This is a genomic window from Candidatus Tisiphia endosymbiont of Stenodema calcarata, from assembly GCF_964030695.1.
Classification (GTDB): domain Bacteria; phylum Pseudomonadota; class Alphaproteobacteria; order Rickettsiales; family Rickettsiaceae; genus Tisiphia.
In genome coordinates this window covers 1,038,959-1,055,638 of record NZ_OZ034911.1, presented here as the reverse complement: position 1 = coordinate 1,055,638, position 16,680 = coordinate 1,038,959, and the positions used below count along the sequence as shown (strand labels likewise).

General features: G+C 33.1%; 14 protein-coding genes. 6 read left to right on the top strand and 8 right to left on the bottom strand.

Features of this window, described 5'->3' with window-relative positions; genetic code table 11:
- Nucleotides 1–3: 3 nt before the first annotated feature.
- Nucleotides 4–420, bottom strand: a complete 417-nt coding sequence (locus tag ACQH1W_RS04815) for an Rrf2 family transcriptional regulator (RefSeq protein ID WP_341761770.1) — start codon at nucleotides 418–420, stop codon at nucleotides 4–6.
- A 194-nt stretch (nucleotides 421–614) separates the two neighbouring features.
- On the opposite strand from ACQH1W_RS04815, the gene ACQH1W_RS04810 reads away from it, so the two are divergent.
- From ACQH1W_RS04810 to ACQH1W_RS04795, 4 genes are all read left to right on the top strand, one after another.
- On the top strand, nucleotides 615–2,768 hold the full coding sequence (locus ACQH1W_RS04810) for an LPS-assembly protein LptD (RefSeq protein ID WP_375332626.1): 2,154 nt from the start codon (nucleotides 615–617) through the stop codon (nucleotides 2,766–2,768).
- A 10-nt stretch (nucleotides 2,769–2,778) separates the two neighbouring features.
- Nucleotides 2,779–3,666 (top strand): SurA N-terminal domain-containing protein, encoded by an 888-nt coding sequence (locus ACQH1W_RS04805; protein ID WP_425360964.1) that lies wholly within the window; start codon nucleotides 2,779–2,781, stop codon nucleotides 3,664–3,666.
- Nucleotides 3,666–4,529, top strand: a complete 864-nt coding sequence (gene rsmA, locus ACQH1W_RS04800; RefSeq protein WP_375333237.1) for a 16S rRNA (adenine(1518)-N(6)/adenine(1519)-N(6))-dimethyltransferase RsmA — start codon at nucleotides 3,666–3,668, stop codon at nucleotides 4,527–4,529. Before ACQH1W_RS04805 ends, rsmA begins: the two co-directional genes overlap by 1 nt.
- 278 nt (nucleotides 4,530–4,807) lie before the next feature.
- Nucleotides 4,808–5,572: a polysaccharide deacetylase family protein gene (locus tag ACQH1W_RS04795; protein WP_341761773.1), complete on the top strand. Its 765-nt coding sequence runs from the start codon at nucleotides 4,808–4,810 to the stop codon at nucleotides 5,570–5,572.
- Nucleotides 5,573–5,940: 368 nt separating this feature from the next.
- Here the strand turns inward: ACQH1W_RS04795 and ACQH1W_RS04790 are convergent, their stop codons facing one another.
- From ACQH1W_RS04790 to ACQH1W_RS04775, 4 genes are all read right to left on the bottom strand, one after another.
- The gene (locus ACQH1W_RS04790) at nucleotides 5,941–6,726 is read right to left on the bottom strand and encodes a succinate dehydrogenase iron-sulfur subunit (RefSeq protein ID WP_375332624.1); all 786 of its coding nucleotides are present in this window, start codon (nucleotides 6,724–6,726) and stop codon (nucleotides 5,941–5,943) included.
- 293 nt (nucleotides 6,727–7,019) lie between these two features.
- Nucleotides 7,020–8,909, bottom strand: a complete 1,890-nt coding sequence (gene ftsH, locus ACQH1W_RS04785) for an ATP-dependent zinc metalloprotease FtsH (protein ID WP_375332623.1) — start codon at nucleotides 8,907–8,909, stop codon at nucleotides 7,020–7,022.
- Nucleotides 8,910–8,920: 11 nt separating this feature from the next.
- Nucleotides 8,921–10,357: a tRNA lysidine(34) synthetase TilS gene (tilS, locus tag ACQH1W_RS04780; protein WP_425360963.1), complete on the bottom strand. Its 1,437-nt coding sequence runs from the start codon at nucleotides 10,355–10,357 to the stop codon at nucleotides 8,921–8,923.
- Nucleotides 10,357–10,764: a hypothetical protein gene (locus tag ACQH1W_RS04775; protein ID WP_375332621.1), complete on the bottom strand. Its 408-nt coding sequence runs from the start codon at nucleotides 10,762–10,764 to the stop codon at nucleotides 10,357–10,359. Before ACQH1W_RS04775 ends, tilS begins: the two co-directional genes overlap by 1 nt.
- A 262-nt stretch (nucleotides 10,765–11,026) precedes the next feature.
- Here ACQH1W_RS04775 and ACQH1W_RS04770 point away from each other — a divergent pair, with 262 nt between their 5' ends.
- Nucleotides 11,027–11,707: a hypothetical protein gene (locus ACQH1W_RS04770; RefSeq protein ID WP_375332620.1), complete on the top strand. Its 681-nt coding sequence runs from the start codon at nucleotides 11,027–11,029 to the stop codon at nucleotides 11,705–11,707.
- 177 nt (nucleotides 11,708–11,884) lie between these two features.
- A complete protein-coding gene (locus ACQH1W_RS04765) occupies nucleotides 11,885–12,925 on the top strand; it encodes a transposase (protein ID WP_375332619.1) in 1,041 nt (346 codons plus the stop codon).
- On the opposite strand, the gene ACQH1W_RS04760 is transcribed toward ACQH1W_RS04765, so the two are convergent.
- The 3 genes from ACQH1W_RS04760 to ACQH1W_RS04750 form a co-directional block, all read right to left on the bottom strand.
- On the bottom strand, nucleotides 12,897–13,478 hold the full coding sequence (locus tag ACQH1W_RS04760; RefSeq protein WP_375332618.1) for a hypothetical protein: 582 nt from the start codon (nucleotides 13,476–13,478) through the stop codon (nucleotides 12,897–12,899). The two genes, ACQH1W_RS04765 and ACQH1W_RS04760, sit on opposite strands and share 29 nt — an antisense overlap.
- Before the next feature lie 220 nt (nucleotides 13,479–13,698).
- Entirely contained in the window at nucleotides 13,699–15,636 is a 1,938-nt protein-coding gene (locus tag ACQH1W_RS04755) for a hypothetical protein (RefSeq protein WP_375332617.1), read from the bottom strand.
- 12 nt (nucleotides 15,637–15,648) lie between these two features.
- Entirely contained in the window at nucleotides 15,649–16,671 is a 1,023-nt protein-coding gene (locus ACQH1W_RS04750; protein WP_341762906.1) for a hypothetical protein, read from the bottom strand.
- Between the last annotated feature and the right edge of the window lie 9 nt (nucleotides 16,672–16,680).

Below are 16,680 nucleotides of genomic sequence, written 5' to 3'. Positions count from 1 at the left end.
GAGCTAATCTAGTGTATCAGCTAGCATGTCAGCTACAGAGATGGTGTCAAAATAGTTCCTTATATGCTTACTTAAACCTAACCATAAATGATGAGCGTTACATTTTACTTTATTAGGTACGCAACTATTCTGAGATTTTCTTAAACATCTTGTCATTTCAATATTCTCATCTACCGCATCAATAATATTAGTAATCTTGATATTATTTAATTTTTCATTAATGATGTAACCACCTTTTGGACCTTTCGCTGATCTAACTATATTAGCTTTCTTAAGTTTTGCAAAAATTTGCTCCAAATAGTTAACCGGTATATTTTGTTTTGCTGAAATTTCAGCCAAGGTAACAGGCATATCCGACATTTGCGATGCGATTTCTAAGATAGCCATTACAGCATACCGCCCCTTTGTAGTTAATTGCATACAAACAACTCCCCTATAATAACATGATTATATAATACCATACTAATTTAGTCAAGTATAGATTGACAGTATAACTATTATTTCAAGGACAACCTAATTTTAAAAATTACTACTATTTAACCTCGGATTATCGTATAAATATATCAAATTTGATGTATACATGATATATCATCTTACTTCAAAAGTTATCTTTAATGCGAATTTTCTGCAATATATTAATTATTATTACTTTGTTATCGGTTTTTGGCTTTGCAATAGCTGATAAGCAAGGGACTGATAAACAAAAGATAGGCAAACAATTTAGCTTTATGTCAGCGGATTATATTGAATATAACCAAAAAGAACAGTTTATTTATGCTAAAGGTGATGTTCAAGTTATATTGGATAATTACTTCCTAACAGCTAATTCTTTGATTTATGATATAGGGCAAGATAAACTTTGGGCTGAAGGTGATATTAGAATTAAAGATCAGCAAAATAGAATTATTCTAGGAGATCTTGTTATATTAAAAAACAAACTAAAGGCAGGGATAATCTCAGATTTTATTTTATATTTTGGTGATAATACACTATTAGCATCAAAATTAGCAGAAAGAATAAATGAAGATGTTTTTCGTCTGCATAATAGCACCTTTACTCCATGCAAAATACTATGTAACCAAAAACCTATTTGGCAAGTTTCTGCAAAAAATACTGAGATAGATCTTAATAAGAATAAAATGGTTTATAATCACCTATTTTTTGAGGTATATGGTGTACCAATCTTGTATATACCATATTTTTCTCATCCAACACCTAAGGCTTCCGCAGAATCAGGAATATTGATACCTAGAGTGCGGAATAATGCTTTGGGAATACCGCTATATTATAGAGCTAAACCTAATCTAGACTTTACTCTAACCCCTAGGGTCTTTTGGCAAAAGCATAATATTATATATAAAATTTTTGAACTAGAAGCTCGTTACAAACCAAATAAAACTGATTATATATCTTTAGACGCTAATTATGGTAAAGTACCATACTCTATAAAAGATGGTGATGTAACGATAAAAAATCGTAAGGTGAACTCATATTATCTATTAAGCAATGGTAATTTTACCAAAAACGATTATAGATACGGATTTAGGTTACAACGTACTTCTGATAAAGCTTATTTAAAAAATTACTATAACAATTATACTCCGTATTTAATGTCTAAGTTATATTTAGAACATGTCAATAATTATAATTATTTATTAACGGAAGGAATATATTTTGAGGGATTGGGAACAAATGATTCTAGTAGTACGAATCCATTAATTTTTCCCAAGGTCAGCACCAAGAATGTTATACCTCTAAATGACGAAGAAACTAGTAATTTAGTTGTAGAGAATGATGCATTAATCTATAAGGAAAGAAGTGGAAAAGAACTAGGTCGAGTTGCATTGCAACTAGCAGTGGATAATAATTTTTTAACTGAGACAGGTCATTTGTTTAATGTTACCTTACGTAATAGATCAGATGTATATTTTATTAATCACCTATATCTAAATGATTCTAGGACTAATCATGTTCTAACTAGAAATATACCTGACATCCAAAATATTTGGCGTTATCCATTAGCTGGATCAATTTTTGATAAAACTAGTCTATTTGTAGAACCAATTATATCTGTGACTATTGGACGTAGACATAATTATAATAAGAAATTTTCCTTTATTGATCCATCAAAATATGAACTATCAGAAAATAATATATTCAATTCGAATCGTTATAGTGGTATAGATTATCATGAATTTAGCAATAGATTAAGTTATGGGGTTAATTCTTCTATACTATCGGAGGAGAATTATACAAGTTTATTTCTAGGACAAACCTATAACACTGCTATTAATACTAACTCTATTAATAATATCGAAAATGTTGGTAGAATTGCTAGTAGTTTTTCTGATAAGATAGAACTATTCTATAGATTTAGAAAAAGTAGAAATTTTGATCCAATTAGAGATGAATTAGGTGGAAGCCTTAACTCTAAGAAAATTCAGTTAACTGCTGGATTGGTTCAGATTTCAAATTTACAGAAATATTATTTTACAGATAAATTAACTGATAACAAAATAAGGCAATTTTACTATAATTTCACTTATCAATTAACCGAAAATTGGTCAGTTGCCTATGATATGAGAGTAGATTGGCCAAAAAGCAAACTAAATGTTCTTTCTAAGAGTATCCAGGTGACATACTTGAATGATTGTGTTAGAATAGCCGGAAAACTTTCAGACAATTACATGGAAGATGGTAGTAGGGGAATAAAAAAGAATTCTGCTGTACCTACTATTTCTATAGGTTTAAAAATATTAAATATGTGAGTCTAAAATTATGAAGAAGTTATTTTGTTTAGTTGCTATCGTTTTTAACCTAGCCATAGCGAAAGCAGAATTATCCAATATAGTTGCATTAGTTAATAATGAGCCAATTACATTACATGAATTTCTAGCTAGAAAACACATGATCATGGCACTTAACAATATTAACAATCCTGATTCTCAAACAGATAAGCAACTTGACAAGATGGCAATTAACAGCGTGATTGATGATTTATTGCTTTATCAGTCTGTAAACGGTAAAAAAAGTTCTGATAGTGAGTTAAATGAGTCTATAGAGACTATTGAGCAACGTAATAAAATGGCACAAGGACAATTAATGCAACTTTTGAAGAGTAAATCTGTAGATATTAATAGTTTTAAATCTCAGATTGGTGCTGAAATTATCAAAATGAATATTTTATCTAGTATTTCTAGATCAGTTGCTATTAGTGCAAAAGAAGTTGATGCTATAATATTAGCGACTAATTCAAAAGACGCAGAAATATCGGCCCAAATCTTTACTTCAAAAGATAAACAGGATAAAATTTTGAAAAAGATGTATGGGTTACAAAAACGCCTTACAAATTGTCATGATATCAAAGAATCTTTATATAAAGATTTTTCTACGTTAGAAATAGTCAATCAAAATTTAAGCACTCTAGATTCTACGTTACAAACAATTCTCAAGGATTTAAATACAGGAGAGAAAAGTAGTGTTTTCGAGATGCAAGATGGGTTTAAGTTAATCTTAATGTGTAATAAAAAGATAGTTAATGTTACTCTAGATGAAAATGATTATGTAGTAAATCTTCTGACTAATAAAAAAATGTCACAAAAAGCCCAAAAATACTTTGAGGATATGCGTAAGAAAGCATATATCAAAATAATGCTACCTTTGTGATATACTCGAATGATCCGAGTACACTACCTTCAATCGCCAAGCATGGCAGCCAACATGGTATTGTTCCTATTAAGAGATATGGTCAGAATTTCATTTTTGATAGTAGTCTATGTGATAAAATAGTTCGCGTAAGCGGTCTCCGAGAAAATGACTCTGTATTAGAAGTTGGTCCTGGTACAGCCGGACTCACTAGAGCTATCCTTTCCTACAACCCTAAATCTTTAACTGTGGTTGAAACTGACGCTAGATGCATACCGTTACTGACGGAAATAAGAGAGTTATACCCTAATCTGCATATTATTCATTCAGATGCTTCTAAATTTGATCTATCAACCTTAAGTCATGACAAAACACATGATAAAATAACTATTATTTCAAATTTACCTTACCAAATAGGTACAGAGTTAGTCATAAAATGGTTAAAAAAATCATACTTAATAAGTAGTATGACTTTAATGCTGCAAAGAGAGGTTGTAGAGCGAATATGTGGTAAAGTTGGAACAAAATCTTATGGCAGATTATCAATAATATGTCAGTTACTTTGTTCAGTCGAAAAATGTTTTGATGTTAATCCGCAAGCTTTTTACCCTGCACCAAAAGTCCACTCTGCAATAGTTAGACTCGTGCCTTTTGATAATCCATTAACACTTGAACTAATTGGGAAAGTTGAACTAATTACCAAACTAGCCTTTAGTGAACGTCGTAAAATGATTAAATCATCTTTGAAGAAACTAACCCCGCACATAGAAGATTTGTTATCTCAATTAAAGATTGATAATTCTTCTCGATCTGAAAATTTATCACCACAAGATTATTTGTCTTTAGCAAAATTATACTCAAATGAACCACTATACTGCTTGTAAATGAAGAGTTGATAGACGAAGATCAAAATCATGAAATGCTAGGAATTACCAAGTCGAGGAGCGGAGCGTACATATAGTATGTGAGCACCGCAGATCTTGGATAATGACGACGCAATTCTTGATTTTCATCGAGTATACATCGCTATTAATATCACTACCAGTAAATATTTATTGTTAATTGTCAATTTTTTACTTTGGTATACTTGGTAATGTAATGATACAATTATATGTTACGGTAAAAGCAACCTACTTAACCATATAATCTCAGGTATATTTTTATGAGAATAACCAAAATCTTCCTAATCTATTGTTTCGTAGCTATAGTAAATCTACCTTATGCATTATGTGCAGATACAAATAAAACAATTTATATAACATCAGATGATGGGCCTCTTGGAGGAACCGAAAATGTTATTAATGTCATGACCCAAAAAAAGACTCCTATTACCATGTTCATGGTAGGATTACATTATGATAATTCGAGTCCTAGCCTAAAGAAAGCTGTTGATCTAGCTAAAAAAAATCCTTTTATTGAAATAGGAAATCACAGCTATACTCACGCTAATAACCACTATAGGAATTTTTATCATCAGCTTCCGGATGTAATTAAGGATCTTAAAAAAAATAATACTGTTTTTGGTTTTACTGGTTCACATATCAATACTAGACTACCAGGTAGAGATGTATTCCGTCTCCCCAACCTAAGTAAAGATGATCCATATATTTCAAAAGAAGAAGATAAAGTAGAAAGAATAGATGATGATGGAATATATAAAAACGGCTTCTATCTATATGGCTGGGATTTAGAATGGGTGCATAATCAACATGGCAAGCCAATTCAATCTTTAGATGAATTAGTGCAAGAGATAGAAGATAAATTTAACAGAAATGATACTGCCTTACCTAATAAATTAATTTTACTTATGCATGATGAAATGTTTCAAGACCAATTTAATGGCAAAGAAAATTTAAGTCAGTTAGTTGATCTTTTGCATAAAAAAAATTATAAGTTTGATTTTATTAAAAATTATCATGTAGAGTGATTTTTATCTATAAATGCTTTAAAGAATTGGATTTGAAAATAAATGGTGAGCATGCTAGGCGTACATATAGTATAGTTACGCATGCGAATCCATGATATTTTCAAAAAACAATTCTTCAGAAGAGTATACACTAATGCTATATTGAACTTAGGTTAAGTAACTCACCTTACGTATAACCCCCATGGCAATTTAAAAGTCATAGGAAAAACAGCCTAGCGTCTATTAGCGAGAAGCCACTTTGTGGCGACGAAGCAATCTAATGAATATGGATTGCCACTACACTCACGTGGTCTCGCTAATAGACGTCTTGTACTTTTCTGCAATTTTTAAATGCTATACGTAAGGTGAATTAAGTAAGTCTATTCGCTTTACACTCCGTGACGTTCTATTATTTGGCTTTTTATCTCTGCAATAGCTTTAGCTGGATTTAAACCTTTCGGACAAGTTTTTGTACAGTTCATAATCGTATGACAACGATATAATTTAAATGGATCTTCTAAAGCATCTAAACGTTCTCCTGTATACTCATCCCTAGAATCAGCAATCCACCGATAGGCTTGTAGTAAAATCGCAGGTCCTAAATATTTATCACCATTCCACCAATAACTTGGGCAAGAGGTGGAACAACACGCACATAATATGCATTCATATAAACCATCCAGTTTTTCTCTATCCTTAAGAGACTGCAATCTTTCAGTATTGGAAGGTGGCGGACTGTCAGTTTTTAGCCAAGGTTCTATCGATTCATATTGAGCATAGAAATGCGACATATCAGGTACTAAATCTTTTACTACCTTCATGTGCGGTAGAGGATATATCTTGACATCACCACGAATTTCTTCAATAGACTTAATGCAGGCAAGTGTGTTAGTTCCATCTATATTCATCGCACAGCTACCACAAATTCCTTCACGACAAGAACGCCTAAAAGTCAAGGTAGAATCTATTTCATTTTTTATTTTAATTAAGGCATCTAGAACCATTGAACCTGTTTTGCATAGATCTAACTCATAAATATCAATTCTAGGGTTTTCTTCAGAATTTGGGTCATATCTATAAATTCTGATATTACGTAACTTAACCGCTTCTCCAGAATGTTTATATGTAGTACCTTTACGGACTTTAGAATTAGGTGGTAATCTAAGTTCTGCCATGTTTATTCCTTATCTAAAATTCTAACTATACCAAGTGTGCAAGTTTTATTAACTTAAGTAGCCTCGGTATCATTCACAACTGTTGAAAGTTAAAAAATCATCTATTAGCAAAGTGCTGTTGTAAGGCTTAAACCGTCATTGCGAGCGAACGTACGTGAGCGTGGCAATCCATGAAGCTTGTCATATAAATTGCTTCGTTGACCTATGGTCTCATCGCTAATAGACGATTTTTAACTTTCAATAGTTGTAGGGTGACATCAAGCACATTTCCTACCGTAGCCACGACTTTTCAATTATCCTGCTGTCCTTTTCTGATTTAGTTTCTTAACTTTTACAGTACCACCATAATCATTTTTTATTGGAAATAAATTTTCCTCTTCTGAATTCATTGATCTATCACTCAGCAAGTTTTTAATTTGCTGACCAGACAATGTCTCATGTTCAATCAATAATTTAGCTAACAAATGAAGTTGATCAATATGTGTAGTTAATATATTTTTGGCAAAATCATAACCTTTTTCAATAATTTTTCTTACTTCTGTATCAATTAATTCTGCTGTATGTAAAGAAGTATGACCTGCTCCCCTACCACTAGTATATAGATCTTCATTACTCGAACCATGATATACTGGTCCTATTGCATCACTTAATCCCCAGTCCGTTACCATAGCTCTAGCCATTTGGGTTGCCATTTTAATATCTGAAGAAGCCCCAGAAGTAACTTTATCTCTGCCAAAAATAAGCTCCTCAGCTACCCTGCCAGCCATTGCTACCGCTATATCAGCTTCCATTTTATCACGTGGCATAGAAAAACGATCATTTTCAGGAAGCCGCATAACCATTCCAAGTGACCTACCCCTTGGAATAATAGTTGCTTTGTGAATTGGATCAGAAGCAGGACAATACAACCCAACCAATGCATGCCCTCCCTCATGATAAGCAGTTAGTTTTTTCTGCTCATCTGACATAACCATAGAACGTCTTTCTACGCCCATTAACACTTTATCTTTTGCCTCTTCTAAATCTGCCATACTTACTTCTTTTTTGCCCTTGCGAGCAGCAATTAATGCAGATTCATTGACAAGATTAGCAAGATCTGCTCCTGAAGATCCAGGAGTTCCTCTAGCTATGATTCTAGCGACTATATTTGAGGCACATTTTATTTTCTTCAAATGTACTTGTAAAATTTGTTCTCTACCATCAATATCTGGATTAGGAACAGTAATTTGGCGATCAAATCTTCCAGGTCTTAGCAATGCTGAATCCAATACATCCGGTCTGTTAGTTGCAGCAATGATAACTACCCCTTCATTATCCTCAAACCCATCCATTTCTACCAGCATTTGATTTAGTGTTTGTTCACGTTCATCGTTGCCACCACCCATACCAATACCTCTGTGGCGACCTACTGCATCTATTTCGTCAATAAAAATTATGCAAGGAGCATTACGTTTACCTTGTTCGAACATATCACGGACACGGCTAGCACCGACTCCAACGAACATTTCAACAAAATCAGAGCCAGAGATACTAAAGAATGGGACATTTGCCTCGCCGGCTATAGCTTTTGCTAGGAGAGTTTTACCTGTTCCAGGTGATCCTATAAGTAAACATCCCTTTGGAATTTTACCACCAAGTTTTTGGAATTTGCTTGGGTCTCTAAGGAAATCAACAATTTCAGTTAACTCTTCTTTAGCTTCGTTAATTCCAGCAACATCTTTAAAAGTAATTTTCGGACCTTTATCTGAAACTAGTTTAGCTTTAGATTTACCAAAACCCATGGCTTTTCCTCCACCTTGCATTTGACGCATGAAAAATACCCACCCACCTATCAAAAGAATCATTGGAAACCACGAAACAAATATGTTAAACAACAAGTTCATTTTTGTATCAGGTGGTATTATTTCAATATGAACCGAATTGCTGTTTAGGCGATTTATTAGATCTGGATAGTCAGCAGCATAAGTTGAAAAAGAAGATCCATCGCTGAGAGTCCCCTCAATCATTCTACCCTGAATTTTAACAGCACTAATTGCTTTCTCATCAATTTTGCTTAAAAAATCTGAAAAAGCGATATTACTTTTTCCTCCAATAAAACCATCATTTTGAAATGCATGAAAAACAAGTATCATTAAAACAAAAACTGACACCCAAATTAGAACATTCTTACCTTGATTATTCATCTATGACTCACCTAACAGAAATGCGTAAAACGCGATATAAAATTGGGAGAGAAAGAAACACTAAGACTTCTCCTCAAACCTTGATCATTATAATACGATATATGGGGTATGGCTATAACTTTTTCAAGTATCTTGACTACTGGTAGGGTGAATAAAATAGCTATATGATTGTTAAAACTTGCGTCTTTCAGTATTTTAAAATCTAAATCTTGCCTTATTTTACTATAATCCTTGATCGTTAGGTTACTGATCAAATAGCCTGAATTATTAGACCTCTTGTATAATTCTACTCCTGCTGGTAATTTGGACGTCGGGGCTAGACTCGAATCCTCACATATGTTTGAGTATGATGTGGTTCTGCGTTCCGGATCTCCTGCAAATTCCTGAGCTAGAGCGAATTCTAAAAGAGGTCTATTGATATAGAAATGAAATCTACCATCCCATGCATCTACATTATTAAGCATAATATCTATAGGTAAATTCCTACCAAATTCTCGGTAAATTATTAGATTATTACTAATTTTTTTAATCACGCAACCATGGAGTGTCTTAATAAAGTCTATTTTTTGTTGTAATAGTTCTGTTATCATACTTATTGAGCCTGATCTACTAGTGCGGTTCTTACCGCTAATAATGATAAGTACAAAACTGATTACCTGTAGTGTTATTGCACTAGAAAATTCTGCAAACTTTAATAAATTTACAGTAGCAAAACCAAAATCATAAATTTTTACTGATTCTGCGATGCAAGCAATCAATTCCGGTTGCCATTTCTCTTCTACTACTTGGTTAATTCTAGATTGTTGAGAAGTTATTTGATTCTTTATATATTCTCCTTCTAGGGATAGCTTTTTTCTAATGATATTTCGTTGATATTTATCAGATTTATTAGATTCATCTTCAAACCATTTTATATTATTGGTAACTAAATATGCAATTAACTGTTGTTTCGGAATGTTAAACAATGGTCTCACTATTTTAACATTATTATACCAATTAATATTGCTAGCACTAAGTCCAAATAGACTACTTTTTTTTTCTAATCTCAGCCAATAATTTTCAATATAATCATCCAAGTGATGTGCTGTTAAAATTGTCAATATATCTAATTTGCTACACAAATCAGTCATTAATTTATAACGACCTTCTCTAGCCCTTGCTTGTAAATTAGAAAAATTATTTTGGTGATCGAAATGAAGCTGGTGATATCTATGTCCCAATTTATGGCTTAAGTCTCGTACATACTCATGCTCCAACTTAGCCTGCTCTCGTAAATGATGATTAACTAACATCACTACTAGCTTAATACTATTAGTGCTAGCCCATTTATGTGTTAACATTAAAAGGGCTATGGAATCAGAACCACCTGAAATAGCCAATGCGATAGACCTCAGGTGAGGTCTATCAACTAGCTTTTCAATATTCTGCTGAAATTGTTCATAAAGCATTATTTAGGCAAATCTTTTTTGTCAGATTTTTTCTCAATAGAGCTAGTATCCTCTTGGTTTTTATCTGAATTTTTGCTTAAGGATAGTATTCTTTTTTTATAGTCTCGTTCTTTGGCAAGATAATTTTGAGCTTCTTGTGAGATTTTTTTATATAATTCACGTTTTTGGCCATTAATTTTAGCCACTTCTATTCTATATTTTGTTATTTCTTCTCTTAGTTCTGCTGAAATTCCCGCAGCATAAGACTTGAAATCATTCTCAATTTTTTGTAATTCATCATTAGTGCCACTACTACTAATATTAGTTTTATTGGCATTTGATTTTGCAATTGTTGTACTTGCTAAGCTATTTGAACTTAGTAATAGTAATCCTATTATAGTAGTAATTAATCTATTTTTTTTTATCATCATATGCTCCTAAAATGTTTTTATATATTTTTTGCTAAACGTGAAATCTAGCAAAATTTAATATACACTATAATAATCCTATTTAGTCAATCATAAAGATACTGAAATAATCTTTTTAACAGCAAATAATATCATAATTTTTAATATATTATTATATTTAGAATATTAGCTATTAAATATAATAATTTCATTTGATATTAATCGATATTTTATGTAAAGTAGTTGAATGCAACAAATTTGTTAATGTACAAGGAGGAAGAATATGGGACGTAACAAACATAATCAGGGAGACTGGGCTAATCATTTCCGAAAATATAATTTTTCAAAACAAGATAAACCTCTTTCTAAAGAAGTAGAGCCTCTTAAGTTATATACAGATAAAGATATGCTGTTATTGACAACTCTTTCTATGATTCGTCCTAACTCGATAGATGATAAAGATAATCTGTCAGCACATTATATTGCAAAACGTGCAATAAGTGAGGGTTACACAAATGCTGGTTATACATTAGAAAATACTACTACTCCTAAACATAATACTCCTGAAAAATCAACTTCTCACAATCAGGATATAGTCAATTTAGGAGGATTTGGTGCTAGGAGCGATGGAGCGACGCCTATATGTAATAGGCGAGCGATCGAAGACGACGTCACCAACTTCTCATCAATTGACTATAGTGGGACAATAATGTTAAGCATAGGTAGCACAGCTACTGGTTGTGTTATTATAGGTTTTGTTGGGATTGCTGCATGCAAAGCATATAAAAGTTTTGGCAGTAAGAACAAAAACGTTAATCACCCAACAGAAGTATGTAAAAGTTCTGATAGTAAGAACGAACATGTTGATTACTCAGTAGATACTAACTTGTCAATAATAACAATACCACTAGAAGAGATTCAAGATATATCTTTAGCAGGTAATACAACAACGCAGGTAGAATAGTAATAAAAATAAAGACCTCTTGCATAATTCTACTTCTGCTGGTAATTTGTGCGTCGGGACTAGACTCGAATCCTCAAGTACGTTTGAGTCACACTACTGGACAAAAGAGATGGGGTGGTTGCAAGAGCTAGTAAATAGAGTATTTTAGATTGAACACAAAAAAATCTGTGGTGCTCTATGTTACTAGCCGAATTACTATATAATCATTTTGAGATGAAAGATACAAGACTAAACACGTTCAAGGGCATAATAAAATCATTAATGTTGTGTCGAGGAAGCAAATATAAAAATATGGCAGAAGAAATAGAAGGAGATAAATTATTAGATTCAAAAATAAAAGCGGTATATAGATTTCTTCAAGAAGACAATATCAATATTGATGATTATTATAAGTATATGAAAAATTATATTCCTCAAGGGAAAGTGGTTTTATCAATAGATAGAACCACTTGGGAATTAGGACAGGAGATAAGAAATATATTAGTATTGTCGGTATCATATAATAAAATTGCTATGCCATTAATATATAAAATAATTCCTTATAAAGGAGCATGTACGGCAGACGATCAAATTGCAGTAATATCGAAATTTATAGAGGAATTTGGTAAGGAAAAGATAGAGGGAATATTAGGAGATAGGGAATTTGATAATGAGAAATTAATTACCTATCTTCACAATAAAAATATTAATTATGCATTAAGGGTGAGAAGGACAAATAGAATAGTTAATAAAGAAGGTCAATGGATTAGGATCGATAGCATGAAAGAAATAAAGATAAGAAATTTTTCTACAAGGTTTTATTCTGTCCCAGTGAAATTTGATCATATCAAATTAGCAAGCGGAGAATATCTATCGATAGTGTATAGTAAGAACATGTCAAACGGATCTGAAATATATCGGAAGAGATGGGATATCGAGGCAGGCTTTAAAGGGTGCAAAAGTAATGGTTTTAGAATGGAAGATACGCATATAAAGAGTAAAGTGCGATTAGAGAATTTTATAAAATGTTTATTTATAGCATATGCAATGGCAATAAAAATAGGAGCAATTGGAGAGCAAGAGCAACCGATAAAAATGAAGAAAACGCTAGGATGTAGGAGTTATTCTGTACTACAGTTAGGTATAAGATCAATTAAACAAGCTTATAGTCGTTCTAAGCAATTTTTTGATTCCTTAATCATAAAATTGTTTAAGTTACACTTTGTGCAACCAACCTAACCTTTTTGTCCAGTAGTGTGACATTAGAGTACGCTGCGGGTCGAGGTTCCGCGTCTCCTTCAAATCCCTCAGCACAAGCGAGTTTCGAAGCAGGGCTAATAGCTGGGTCTTTAATTGCTAACTCTTGTAGCTCCTTGGTAAAAGTGCTTTTGATTGATTGTAGCATTAATTCAGGATTACAACCCATACTCTCCATCACCCCAATACTCCGACCTAGTATATTAAGGTTACTAACTATCGAATCAGCAATGAAGGATCGACTTTTAATTAAAGGGCTAATGAGCTTGTCAACAAAGTCATTTTGTACGTAATTACCAAACTCCTTCTGATATGTTAACCAAGCTTCTGCCGATTTAAAATGTAGTTTCCTACTAGCTGACACCACATCAGCTACGTTACTTCCTCTAACGTAAGTGAATGCTATATTTAAATATTGGTCAGTATCTTTTAAATGAATACTACTAGCAAGATTATTAAATATTGCCTTATGATCTATTTTCTCATTTAGTTTAGCAATTTTTTGGTGATCAAGTAGCGGATGGATGAATTTCAACCATGCCTCATAACCAGCTTCTCGAAGTTTAAGACTGTTATGCTCTTGTTTAGTAATATAACCCTCTAACGGTATTATATTACTACCGGCTAGATTAGCTCTATTGATGGCAGCTGTTTGCCATTTATTGATTATTTGAGCTACTATTATTGCCCTCTCACTCCCTGTCGGATTTTTATCAGGATGGCTGATATTCCATAATTCCTGTATTATGTCCTTTTCATAAGCAATATTTCCAAACTCGCGAATCTACACCAGCTTTTTCTAAATCTCTTGTAATGCCATATAACAGCTCTTTAGCAATAGTTTGTTGCCGTAAATCAACCTGCCGTAAATATTCTTTTATTGCAGCAATCTTATTGTCATGATTTCTAACAAATCTCTCTATGGTAGCCATCTTGATTAAATTCAGGGCATTATTTCTTTTTTTTACAAACTGTTCCTTCTTAAAATCATCAATGAACATATCTATTTGTTTGTCTCTCTCTAGCAAATCCAATCTTTTCTGTTCAACAAATTCTTTATGGATAGTTTTTAGCTCATCCACTAACTGTGGATCGATGAGACTGAGAGTTTTAAATAACTCCTCTAGTTCTGAAGGGTTAGCCCCTTGCTTAATCTTACGTAAAATTTCTTCGGTTTGCTGGTAAATAACATCTTGCTTGATGGATTCTGCTTGATAAGTAACTTTTTGTTGTTCAGGTAAATTGGCTATTTCAGCTTCTAAAGAAGCTAGATGCTCTTGTAGATTAGGACTGGCATTGTTATTCTCAAATTTCTTATCATCACCATGGTAAAAAGATTCAGCTTTTTGTGGATTCTCAAGATTTATATGTTTGCCTTCCTCTAGCTGTTTTCTTGCTATATATAACTCTTCGGGTGATAAATCATAGCCTTTAGTCTCCCATTGCTGACGTCGTAAATTATTGATAATTTGCTGATCTAATTGTTTTACTGCTGTCAAATATTCCTGAAACTCCGGGTTATTAATATGCTCCTGATATAATTGTTGTAATTTACCTTCTTCCTCTAGTAAAATATCCAAGAACCATCTTGGTATTGCTTCAGTTTTACCATTAGTACCAAACTGATCATGCATATGTTGTTGTAATTCTGCTATTTGCCTCTGCTGGGCAGAATATGAGGGAAATTGTTGCTCGGCTGCCGTAATTAATTGTAACTTCTTTGCTTGTAACTCAGCTAACCTTGATAAAGAACTGTTTCCAATATTAGCATCGGTACTTGTTGGTACTTGACTATCAACTTGCTCAGTTTCTATTATATTCTCCTGAGGAGATGATTCTTTTAGTACAGTGTCAATATTATCTTTTAACTGACTATCAACTATCGGATGTAAGGTCTCAATTTCAGGATGTAGCTTATTTGAATATAAATACAATCTGTCTCGCAAATATTTAGCCGAATAACCAAGACCATGCAAAGTTGCACCAAATAAACCACTTTCTATAATATTAATCAAACTATTTGACAAGTCATAAGGTCTTTGTTCAGTATGTCGTTCATTATGAAGAACTGGCTCGGTAACTCCCTGACCTATAGCCCCGCCTAGCAAATCCTTAACTAATGTTGTTGGAATTTTGCCATATTTTTGGCTAAGTGCCGCCCACATTGCTGGTCTACCAATAGGAATGAAGCTAGCAGCAATATTAATTACTGACAAATTACCAAATACTATCTCAGCTCCAAATTTACCAATAGCTTCAACTAACCCACCTTTACCTGCAGCAATGATATACTCGTTAATTTCTCGCTGCTTTTTTCTCTCTAAAATATCTTCTACTAGTGTTTCGGTAAAATTAGGGTCATATTTTAAACCTGAGTCACCATATTTTTGCTCAAACTCTTCCTTGGTTAATTTATTATTGTAAGTTTTAAAATATTCAGCAATATCCTGCAGTTCAGGATCAATAATATCTTGTGGGTCAAAAGCTCGCCATAAAGTTGATAGGCTTGGACTATCTGCATAAGCTTGCCGGCTAACTGCTCGCAAGACATCCCATTTACTACTACCTAACAAATCAACGATACTTTTATTAAATCTACGCTCCGGTAATAAGGTAGAATAGTAACGCGGGTGGATTGGTTTATTATTTGCCTGATAATTTAAGTAATTATTTGAGCTGTCATTATTTTCCATCGTATTAATCTATTAAATATGATATAGTTTCTCTTTCTTGTCATAATCACTATCCCCACCCTTTGGGGCAATTTGTTGTAATATTTCCTGACCTTGGTTGAATGGTAGGTGTTTTATTTGTTGTGAGATAACAAAAGCCTGCTTATACAAAGCTTCTTGGCTTCTAAATTGCAGTAATCGTGGATCACCAGCATTAAAGCTGGCTTGCAGTAGGTTTTCAATGCCCTCAACACGTTCTCCAGTATTTAAGATACTGTGCAAATCGGCATTGATAAGCGAACTAAGTTGATGTTGTCTCAGTAATTGCTGATGATGCAGTAGATTATTTGCTTGATGTTCTAGCTTAATCCTTTGTTCAAACGATAAATCTTCTTTCCATTCAGCAACTATATTGGGATTTAATATAGCATCCGGCGAATGCTTTAAAGTAGCTTGTGCCGCGGCAAATGCTAAATCATGTTTGGCATTAATCAACATTTGATCTCGCTCTTGCGGCAGTAATGATAGAGAATTAATAGCTACTGCAACATCTTGTAAGTGACTAGTATAAAACTGTGGGTTATCATAAGTAGCATTCTTTAACTTTTCGATAACTTCAATTGCTAAATGGTGACGTTTACCATCAATCAGCTTGGCTTCTGTGTGACTTATTTGCCCAGCTAACGATATCCTATAATCATTAATCTTAGCTTGCAACAAACGTTTGGTCAGTGGATTATTAGTACGCTGCAAATAATCATTGGCTCGTTGGTCATATTTACTTAGAAAGTAATCAAGACATGGTTTGTTATTCTCAAGAAAATCCGGGTGCATCTCATCAAATTGCGTTAAACATGTCAGACCACCAGTTTTACTATTGGGGGCTACTTCAATATTACTTTGTGACTGGTTTAGATGCTTGGTGGTATCGCTAAGGAAATCTGACCATAAATGTGGCATTTCTACACTAGCATCTTTCTCTAGCTTACGTGCCAAATAGCCTTTAGCTTCTTCGTTGATCTGATTAGTTACTGCTGCTATAGCTTGCCATTTCATTTTTATACT

Bases quoted from the DNA above. Each gene is read 5' to 3' on its own strand.
- ACQH1W_RS04815 (WP_341761770.1), bottom strand. From the start codon at position 420: ATGCAATTAACTACAAAGGGGCGGTATGCTGTAATGGCTATCTTAGAA.
- ACQH1W_RS04810 (WP_375332626.1), top strand. From the start codon at position 615: ATGCGAATTTTCTGCAATATATTAATTATTATTACTTTGTTATCGGTT.
- ACQH1W_RS04805 (WP_425360964.1), top strand. From the start codon at position 2,779: ATGAAGAAGTTATTTTGTTTAGTTGCTATCGTTTTTAACCTAGCCATA.
- ACQH1W_RS04795 (WP_341761773.1), top strand. From the start codon at position 4,808: ATGAGAATAACCAAAATCTTCCTAATCTATTGTTTCGTAGCTATAGTA.
- ACQH1W_RS04790 (WP_375332624.1), bottom strand. From the start codon at position 6,726: ATGGCAGAACTTAGATTACCACCTAATTCTAAAGTCCGTAAAGGTACT.
- ftsH (WP_375332623.1), bottom strand. From the start codon at position 8,909: ATGAATAATCAAGGTAAGAATGTTCTAATTTGGGTGTCAGTTTTTGTT.
- tilS (WP_425360963.1), bottom strand. From the start codon at position 10,357: ATGCTTTATGAACAATTTCAGCAGAATATTGAAAAGCTAGTTGATAGA.
- ACQH1W_RS04775 (WP_375332621.1), bottom strand. From the start codon at position 10,764: ATGATAAAAAAAAATAGATTAATTACTACTATAATAGGATTACTATTA.
- ACQH1W_RS04770 (WP_375332620.1), top strand. From the start codon at position 11,027: ATGGGACGTAACAAACATAATCAGGGAGACTGGGCTAATCATTTCCGA.
- ACQH1W_RS04765 (WP_375332619.1), top strand. From the start codon at position 11,885: ATGTTACTAGCCGAATTACTATATAATCATTTTGAGATGAAAGATACA.
- ACQH1W_RS04755 (WP_375332617.1), bottom strand. From the start codon at position 15,636: ATGGAAAATAATGACAGCTCAAATAATTACTTAAATTATCAGGCAAAT.
- ACQH1W_RS04750 (WP_341762906.1), bottom strand. From the start codon at position 16,671: ATGAAATGGCAAGCTATAGCAGCAGTAACTAATCAGATCAACGAAGAA.